This is a genomic window from Paraburkholderia sp. RL17-373-BIF-A, from assembly GCF_046030175.1.
Classification (GTDB): domain Bacteria; phylum Pseudomonadota; class Gammaproteobacteria; order Burkholderiales; family Burkholderiaceae; genus Paraburkholderia.
In genome coordinates, this window is record NZ_JARESO010000119.1 from 1 (window position 1) to 8,398 (window position 8,398).

Here is an 8,398-nt window from a genome sequence, read left to right on the forward strand (position 1 = left end):
AAGGGCGACAACAAACTCCGCTGCATGGCTGACCAAGATCCGGTCAAATTGCTATCATAAGCCTTGAGGTTATGATGTTCGCTCCGTTTATGCTGTACCAGAATAAAGAATTCAGGCGTTGAATGCCTCCCTGAACTGCCGCGCGCGTTTGACATCGTCAGTATGCAGATAGATCGACGTGGTCCCGATTGAGGCGTGACGCAGGTTATCCCGCACGGCACTTAGCTCGACACCCTTTTCGATTGCGTGGGTCGCGTGTGTATGCCTCATCCAGTGCGGCGAGGCCCGATGCAGCTTTTCAGCCAGCACCGGATGGTCGTTCTCGATAATCTGCGCGACGAGCCGGAAAAACCGGCGCATGACTTCCCACAGACGCAAGGGCTTGATGCCGGCATCGGCGTCGTCCAGGCTGCCAATCAGGGACGTGGTCGGATTCCAGTGAGCGCGGCTGACAGGCAGTCCCCGCTCCTGCAGATACCGCTCCAGCGCTGCGCGCGCTAGCGGCGTCAGGGTAACCCGGGCTGGCTTGCCGCCCTTGCCGACCACGTGCAGCCAGTGATCGCCGGCAGCGTCGACTTGGATGCTGCGCAGTGTGGCATCAGCCAGTTCGCTGATCCGCAGTCCCGTTGCGTAGCCGAAATCCAGCATGAACCGCAACCGTTGCGCAGCGGGCGCCTGCCAGCCGTATGACCACTCGAGCCCGTTGGCGATGGTGCGTGTCAGTATCCATTCTCCTTCGGTGAAAGCGTGCGAGGTTTCCAGGGCCATGGCGCGCTTGCTGCCGCGTACCTTGATGCCGGAGAATGGGTTGGCCACGACGTAGCGCTGCTCGACCAGCCAGCGGAACATGGCGCTGAGCACGGCAAGCGCATGGGCAATCGAACGGGCCGAGAGGTTATCGACGAACGGACGCCAGTCCGGCGACGTGCGCGGCCGAGGTGGTCCGACCCAGCGTTCTCGCGGCGTGGGTCGGCGCAGAAACGCCCGGTAGTCGGTGGCATCTCTCGTGGTCAAGGAAGACAATGCTTTGCCGCGCGCCACGATAGCCCAAAGGATCAGGCGCTCAGCTTCCTTGCGGTAGGCGCGCTGCGTGGCTGGAGATTCATGCAGCGCAAGCCACGCCTGGATGGCATCGTAATCGTTGTCAACGCCCAGGATGCAGGTCGACGCCGGTGCACGGAAGGCGCCGGCAGATCCGTCAACCTCGTGAGGTAGACGTAGTTGTTCCCACGGCGTCACAACTGACTGCTGATCCGCGACGATCAGGGCGCGTGCCCGCTCGGTGAGCGCCGGGTGTGCTGCAAAGAAGGCCTCGATCCTCCCGGCGCTGGCAGGACCGAGACCCGGAATGACGCTCCACCACTGCCGGCGACGCGGAATGCGTACCGTGAGATCGGCCAGGGTCCGGATGCCAGTCGCGTACAGGGTGCGCACGGCGCGATCAGGTAACCAGCATGAAATGTCGTCGCCGATCTGCGGAGCCGGCACGGGCAACGTGCGCAGCAACTCGACCGCCTGAGTGGCCGCTCTCGCGTGGCGCGTACGTATGCTGGCCGGGCATTCGAACAACGTGGCCAGATCCGGGCGCTGCCGGTTGCGGGCGTAAAGCGTGAGTTGCCGGCGAACCTGGCTGATGACGCTACGGGCGGACTGACCATGGCTGAGCTGATGGCGAAGGTACCGGCCGGCGGCGTCACGCGAGGATGCGCCCTCATACCAGGTGCGCAGTGCAGCGAGAGCGGCGGTATCGGGGAAGCCGCCGGGCGTGGGCAGGTGTCGGGGCATTTTTCAGTAAATGGAGTTTTGTACCGGGATGGTGCTACAGAGATAATAAGATTTATCTCTGGAGTAGTCGTGAAAACCAGACCTTCCAGCATCTGGTACGACGCGTCTCCGTGCTAAACAGCCTGCAGGAACCGTTTCACAAAGTCGGACTGCGGGGAGAGGCCGGAAGTCTGCGAGCGAATCATCTCCCTGACAGACTCAGCATCGACGCCAGCGTGCACAGCTGCCTGCAACGTTACGCGGCTTGCGTCAAGTACATCCATCTCCGTGATCTCGTAGCCGTGGCCCCGCGAGATCCAGCGCAACGCGGCGAGTCCTGCCGCCATCGCGAATTCCGGCTGCTTTTGCCCAAAGTCCCTGGCAGCGCGCGTGAGCGTCCGTGGATCGGTCGGACTGGCATTGGCCAGTTCGATGGCGAGATCGAACAAGCCTGCATCCTTGGCCGCGGCGAACCACTTGCCTGACTCACCAGGTGATGCGGCAATCAGATCGCGCAGAATGGTCTCCTGCGTGATGTGCGGATACTTTTTTGCGATGGCCCGGAATGTGGCCAGGTAAGTGGCACCCTGGTTGGCTTCGCGCGCATGGCGCCGGTATGCCTCGTCAGCAAGACCTGACGACAGCAGAATCGCTTCGCAAGCCCGCGCGATCTGTCCATCCGGGCTGTTGAGACCTCGCGTTGCTTCCGCATAGGCAAGCGCTTCAGCCTTCTTGCCCATTGCAACCAGTGCCTTGACGCCCCAGCACCGGTAATGCCACAACCTGTACGGAGCCTGATCTATCAGCGCGACCAGTTGCGCATACCTTCCCGCCGCATGCAACGACGCCAGGCAGATCGGAGTTCCCGCGAAGTATCCGCCGGGGCCTTCGGCCCAGACGCGCTCAACCAGCGACAGGAAGCGGTCGGCCCACGTATTGGCGATCTCCTTCGTCACGCACAGTTTGTCCCATTCGTCCGCTAGGGCCTCGATATAGGGGACGCCCTGATCCTGAATCGCCTCCCATAGCCGCTCGAGCCAGCGTTGACGCGTGGTTGCATCGACCGGCGCGCCTGCGATGAGTGGTACAAGCACCTCGATCGCCCGGTTCACGGCGGTGCCGAGCGCACCGGACGAGCTGTCGACGTGTTCGAGCGCAGGCGAGACTTTCTCCAGAAACTTTACTGCGCCTTCAGCGGCGAGCACCGGATCGCTGCGCGCCATTAGCCTGATCTCAGCGAGAGCCTCCTTGATGCGCTGGATCGGTGCGTCCGAGCGCCAGCCGAAAGCATTTCGACGAAAGCGTTGGGCGAATTGCCATTTGTACGCGGCGAGCTTCATAGTGGATCGTCAGTCTGGGATCGCAAATCCTGCAGGGGGCGCAGGGCGAGAATCATCCGGTCGAGTACCGTCATCCAGTCTTCCAGTTCCTCGAGAACGCAATCGGTTTGCTCCACCAGCGTGAGGTCATCCGTTGAGTACGACAGGCTCGCGCCATTGATGACGGTATGCGCCATGCCGTGCAGGCGCAACAGATCGTCGCGCAGTCCATCGGGGCCGCAGCGAACCCGGATCGTGTCGAAGAGGTCGACTGCCTGCTGGATGGCGAGCGTGTCGTAGCGCTGCTGCAGCGATTGCAACGCGTCGGCATCGACGGCGCCATAGGGAGTCTCAGTGTCAGGCATGGTGTTTTGGTTTCCTAAGGGATCGGACCGGTCCGGCGAACAGGCTCTCGCGTATCCAGCCCTCGACGTGCCCGAAATCCAGTTCATACTTGCCAAAGCGCTTCAGGTTGCTCGTGAGATAGGGGCTCAGGAATCTGATGTCGTCAGGATTGACCTCAATGCCATCCTTCACCATCGAGCGCAACGCCTGCATCATGTCCACCGTGTTTTGCAGGATTGCGGCCGACGCCATCAGGTCGTTATAGCGCAGGCGCTTCTGTTGCTCGTCTGGGTCGTTGACCGGCAACACGTCTCCACCAAATGAAAACCACTTGGCAAAGCCATTGTAGGACTCGACCTTGTTGGTCGTGGCAGTGATCTCCTGACGCAGTTCACTGCTGCCGAGCCACTCGAGCAGGAATACAGTGCGCACCACTTTGCCAAGCTCTTCTGCCGCCAATGACAGGCGATTTCGTGGACTGGCCGCACCGAAACGGCGCAGCAGCAAGGGCGACGAAATCGCTCCCGACTGGATCGACAGGGTGAGTTGCATCAGATCTTTCCAGTGCCGCTCGATGAGCTCCCAGTCAACCGGTTCCGTGAACAAGCCGTCGATGTGCTGGTATTGGGTCGCGGCGTCCACACGGTACAGCTTGAGGTCCTGCCAGTTGCGAATCCGCGGCATGAGCTTGATTCCCAGCAGGTAGGTGAAGGCGAACACCGCAGCCGATTGTCCCTGGGTATCGGCGTGCACCGTATCAGCCTGGACGCTCAGGTCGGCCTTGAGCAGACCTTCGATGACGTAGATTGCCTCCCAGATGCCTGGCGGAATGAAATGCCTGAAGACCGCGATGTAGTTGTCGGCGACGTGCCGGTAAGCGACCGCCCCCATTTTCCGGTAGCGGAAGTGATAGCCAGCCAGCAGGTTATTGTCGTAAAAATCGTACTGCGTGCCGTCTGCGGCCACTGTCTTTCCATCGCCCCAGTGTTTGGGCAGATCCAGCCGCAAGTAAAGCTCGATCAGTTCGCGCTGTGCGGTCTCCAGTCGTTCCAGGCTCAGGTGTCGGTGGTTGACGAACGACATCATATGCGGCGTGATCTTGTCCCCCATGTGGCGCGCTGCCTGGGTCGGGCCCAGATTGCACCCCATCGCGAAAATCGTGAGCAGATACCGCTCGGCAGCATTGCGGATCTTCGGATCGTTGCCGCTGAGCGGGCCGAAATACCGGGTGAAATTTGTCCAGTGCTCGATATTGGTCAGCACGTCCAGCAGATTGCGCACTGGCATGCGTTTGACCATCGCCTTGTGCAGCGCCACCGCGCTTTCCGGAATGATCGTGGCGGTAGTGCGACGCACGACAACCTCGCCGGCCTTGTTGATGATCACATGTTCCGACTTCTCAGGAAAACGCTCGTCCAGTTGGCGAGCCGCATCAGAGAGCCATTTTCGTAGATGGGCCACGAAGCCAGCGCCGTTGTCCAGCATGCCAAACTTCTCGCAGTAGCCCGGCAGACGCTTTTCGCATTCATTCCACGGTAACAGGTAATCGCGGTAATCAGCAAAGGCGTCCGAGCCGGCTACGCACAGATCTCCGCTGCGTAGCTCCTTCGCCATGCAGGACAGCACGCATAGTTCGAGATAGCGCCGGTTTGTTGGCGCGCCCTTCTCACGCGGGCGGCAAACCAGCTTGCGCCAGCGATCCGAGGCAAAGCTGAGGTCAATCTCGACATTGAGCCATTCCCGATGAAGCGACTCACTCTCGAAGACGGCTTCCAGTGCGCTCAGCAAGGTTTGCGATTGCGTGGTCGAACCCCACGCCAGTGCACGCGCCAGGCGTAGCAGTACTGACCGATGTGCCTTGAAATGCCGCCAAAGTAGTGGCAGATAGTTCCTGCCGCTGTACGCCCGGACCTCAGCACAGCTTTCGCGCAAGGATTCCAGGCTGCCAGACGGCGCCAGATACTGGCGAACCCGCGCACCCAGTTCGGCATCGTCCTGGTTCTCGTCGACAATATTGACGACGCTATCGAGCGTATCAACAAGGCTTTCCATCTGCTCGCGCTGACGTGCCTGGATCTGATCAAGCTCTTCCCTGGCCCGCTTGTGGATTGCGCCCATACGGCGAATGAACATCTCGGCCAGGTCGTCGCGGGCACGCACGCGCATTTGATGCAGCAGTGCGACGACAAGGGTATATCGCCGCTCGGGCAAAGTCTCCTTCAGATTCGCTGCATCCAGACTCATCGCCTGCGTCGATAGGGAACGCAGCTTTGCGGCGGGAATCCCCTCGAGTACGTGGGTATAGTCGCCAAAACCCTCGAGCCAGGCAAGATGTTCGATCAGCAGGCTGATGTGCTTGCGCGACGGCCGTAACGCGTATCGCTTGATGGCGTTGTACGCCGTCTGGCGCTGGTTGAATTCACGCTTGAGCAACCGGTCCATCTGGGTCCTGTCCTCGTCAGTGAGGCGACGCGAGGCACGCCGGAACAGCGCCGTTTGAGTTCGGGCGTGAACCTGTTCGACGATAGCATCGAGCGTCGAGAACGCAGGCAGTTCGACATGCTGCTGGATCAGGCTATCGATGGTCGCATTGATGATATCCACCGGCTGGTCCATCGTCTCGGCGGCCTCGTGTGCCGCACGCACCGCGATTTCATTGGCATCGGTGCCGTAATAGGACTGGATGCCGAGAAACTCCCGGATCGCTACGGAGTGACGAAACAACGCGGGCGATCTGGACCTGTCGTAGCTAAACTCGGCCTCCGCCCCGATGTCCGCGCTCGACCGGATGTGCTCGATGACGGCGGCGGGGATAACGTCGACGAAGGGGAAATAGTGCATCTGCTGAAAGACCTTCAGCAGAACCAGCAGCCCCAATCTCGAAGATTGCCCCCGCGCGTTGCGACGCACCCACTCCAGCTCTTCAACGTCCGGCGTATAGAAGGCTTACAACTCCGCAGCCGAAAAGACCTTGGGGAAGCGCGGATACGCGGTGCGTTCGATGGTGGCCATACCGGATTTTCAAATTCGAATGGGCCGGCCAGTGTAGCGCAAAAAAAACTTAGCAAAACCATCGCACCGTCGCCGATTTATGCAATAAATTTGCAATTTTAAAAATGCGATGCCATACAGATATCCCGATCTCACCGCCTGCTTGCGAAGCTCAGCCCATCAGGTGTTTGCATTCCTCTGCCGCCGCCATCACACCATACAGACATCCCAGCGCGGCGAACTCCGCACTCGTGAGCACGTCCCAGCAGCCCGCTATAATTCGCGGATTCAGAACCAGAGCGAAGGAGGCAGAAAAATGGGTAAAGCCAGCCAGCGAAAAACATCGTCGCGTGCCCGCAAGCTGGGCACGCGTGACCTGGAAGCATTGCAACGGGGAGCGGTTCAGTCTGGGGTCTCTGACGCTATTGTTCTTGATCGCAATGACCTGCCGCCGGAACAGAAAATCTCCTGGCCCCTGGCACAGATGCTTCAGGAGGAGGTATCTGATGATCCGACTCTGGAGGAATATCAGAGCGCGCTGACGGCGATTGTGTCAGCATGGAATATCAGCCTCCTGCCCGAGGACGAGCGTAGCGAAGCGTTGCGCGAGCAAATCAGATTCGACAAAAGTGTCCCACCCGAAATACGACATGAGATCACACAGGGCATCGAGCGTCTGATCGGCGAAAAACTGGCCCGGTTTCCCGATGACCGCCGCAGTATCGTTTCGTGGGAGGCGAGGCTCGAAGGCGACATGCTCCGCGTCGTCGCGGCGGCGACTGACGGTCCCCGGCATGACACGCTGGAAGATGTCATGCGGGCTTTGCTGCGAACGATGACCGGGTGAGAGGTCACGCGTTCAGACCTTTTGCGGCGAGATTCACTTCAGGGTAAAACACGAAACGTGAAGTACCTTTGCCAGCAAGGCTCCGCCATTTCTCGTGTTAGCCTGGAACGCACTTGGCGAACCACGTCCGGCAGTTCGGGCAAGCATTCACTGCCTGATTCTTTATGCCTCAATAGAATAAGCAGAGGCGTTTTCATAACCATTGGGCTTATGATAGCAATCTGACCGAATCTTGTCAGCCCCCTTGAGTGCGCCGCGCCCTTGAATATAAAGCGCTTGATAAATGGCTTCGTGGGAAACGCGCATCGATTTATCATCCGGGAAATCTACCTGTAACCGATTGGCAATTTGTTCAGGCGACCAGCCATTGACCTAGGTTCGATCGCCGCGATGGGGCTTATTTCGACCCTTGAACGGTGCCTGCCTCGGCCCAGCAATTGCACGGCCATCAGCGTCATGAACTTTGCCTTCCAGACGCTCCTGTACATATTGACGCAGTCGTTCATTAGTCGCCAGCTTCGCTGGCTTCGGCCGCTGAGCGAATCGATCCGCCTTCCACTGCGCGACAGAGGCTCGATATTCGAGATACCCACTGCGCGTTGCAGCATTGCGCGTGAGTTCTCGCGAAACGGTTGATGGACTGCGTTCGATACGCCGAGCGATTTCGCGCACTCCGAGGCCTTGGACAGAGAGCAATGCTATCTCTTCTCGCTCAGGGAACGACAAGTATCGACCAGCGATAGGTTGGGACATGAATAGTGGCATGCCGCCACGATAGCGGAACCAGCGCGAGCCCACTGCTTGAGATGCGCCTACCGCCTCCGCTGCCTTCTCGCTTCTAATGCCAGTCGCGATCTGTCTCCAAAAGCGACGCTCGACCTCGTTTCCAAGTGATGGCGCGCCCGGCGAATACATCGCTGCTCGACCGGTCAACCGATACACCTGCTTTGCACTTCGCACCATGCAATACCTCCTCGATTAAAGGTGTTGCGAAGACCGGTTGAATCCGCCTTGACTGCCTCTGTCCGAGTGGTGCAGCACACCTGGCGCGGGCTGGCGACGGAACCATGCCATCGTCAGCGCGTCGGTTACGAGGTCCGCCGTCATGCGCGGCTTGACGGACCAGCCCACG

At 59.8% G+C, this 8,398-nt stretch carries 4 protein-coding genes and 3 pseudogenes; 1 reads left to right on the plus strand and 6 read right to left on the minus strand.

Annotated elements, in window-relative coordinates; genetic code table 11:
• Window positions 1-111: 111 nt before the first annotated feature.
• The 4 genes and pseudogenes from P0D80_RS47635 to P0D80_RS47650 all read right to left on the minus strand — a co-directional run bounded on the left by P0D80_RS47635 (window position 112) and on the right by P0D80_RS47650 (window position 6,440).
• Window positions 112-1,785: a site-specific integrase gene (locus P0D80_RS47635; RefSeq protein WP_408295098.1), complete on the minus strand. Its 1,674-nt coding sequence runs from the start codon at window positions 1,783-1,785 to the stop codon at window positions 112-114.
• A gap of 113 nt (window positions 1,786-1,898) precedes the next feature.
• Window positions 1,899-3,104 (minus strand): hypothetical protein, encoded by a 1,206-nt coding sequence (locus P0D80_RS47640; protein ID WP_408295101.1) that lies wholly within the window; start codon window positions 3,102-3,104, stop codon window positions 1,899-1,901.
• The gene (gene tnpC, locus P0D80_RS47645; RefSeq protein ID WP_408295104.1) at window positions 3,101-3,448 is read right to left on the minus strand and encodes a Tn3 family transposase post-transcriptional regulator TnpC; all 348 of its coding nucleotides are present in this window, start codon (window positions 3,446-3,448) and stop codon (window positions 3,101-3,103) included. Before tnpC ends, P0D80_RS47640 begins: the two co-directional genes overlap by 4 nt.
• A pseudogene (locus P0D80_RS47650) lies at window positions 3,441-6,440 on the minus strand (Tn3 family transposase). The gene tnpC and the pseudogene P0D80_RS47650 overlap by 8 nt, the downstream one beginning before the upstream one ends.
• A gap of 295 nt (window positions 6,441-6,735) precedes the next feature.
• On the opposite strand from P0D80_RS47650, the gene P0D80_RS47655 reads away from it, so the two are divergent.
• Window positions 6,736-7,266, plus strand: coding sequence for a hypothetical protein (locus P0D80_RS47655; protein WP_408295107.1), 531 nt, complete (start codon window positions 6,736-6,738; stop codon window positions 7,264-7,266).
• Between the two features lie 243 nt (window positions 7,267-7,509).
• Here the strand turns inward: P0D80_RS47655 and P0D80_RS47660 are convergent.
• Both P0D80_RS47660 and P0D80_RS47665 read right to left on the minus strand, forming a co-directional pair.
• Window positions 7,510-8,208: pseudogene (locus P0D80_RS47660) on the minus strand (transposase); the annotation flags it as partial.
• A gap of 69 nt (window positions 8,209-8,277) precedes the next feature.
• A pseudogene (locus tag P0D80_RS47665) lies at window positions 8,278-8,398 on the minus strand (IS3 family transposase); the annotation flags it as partial.

Excerpts from the sequence above, each read along its gene's own strand:
- P0D80_RS47635 (WP_408295098.1), bottom strand. The coding sequence starts at position 1,785 with ATGCCCCGACACCTGCCCACGCCCGGCGGCTTCCCCGATACCGCCGCT.
- P0D80_RS47640 (WP_408295101.1), bottom strand. The coding sequence starts at position 3,104 with ATGAAGCTCGCCGCGTACAAATGGCAATTCGCCCAACGCTTTCGTCGA.
- tnpC (WP_408295104.1), bottom strand. The coding sequence starts at position 3,448 with ATGCCTGACACTGAGACTCCCTATGGCGCCGTCGATGCCGACGCGTTG.
- P0D80_RS47655 (WP_408295107.1), top strand. The coding sequence starts at position 6,736 with ATGGGTAAAGCCAGCCAGCGAAAAACATCGTCGCGTGCCCGCAAGCTG.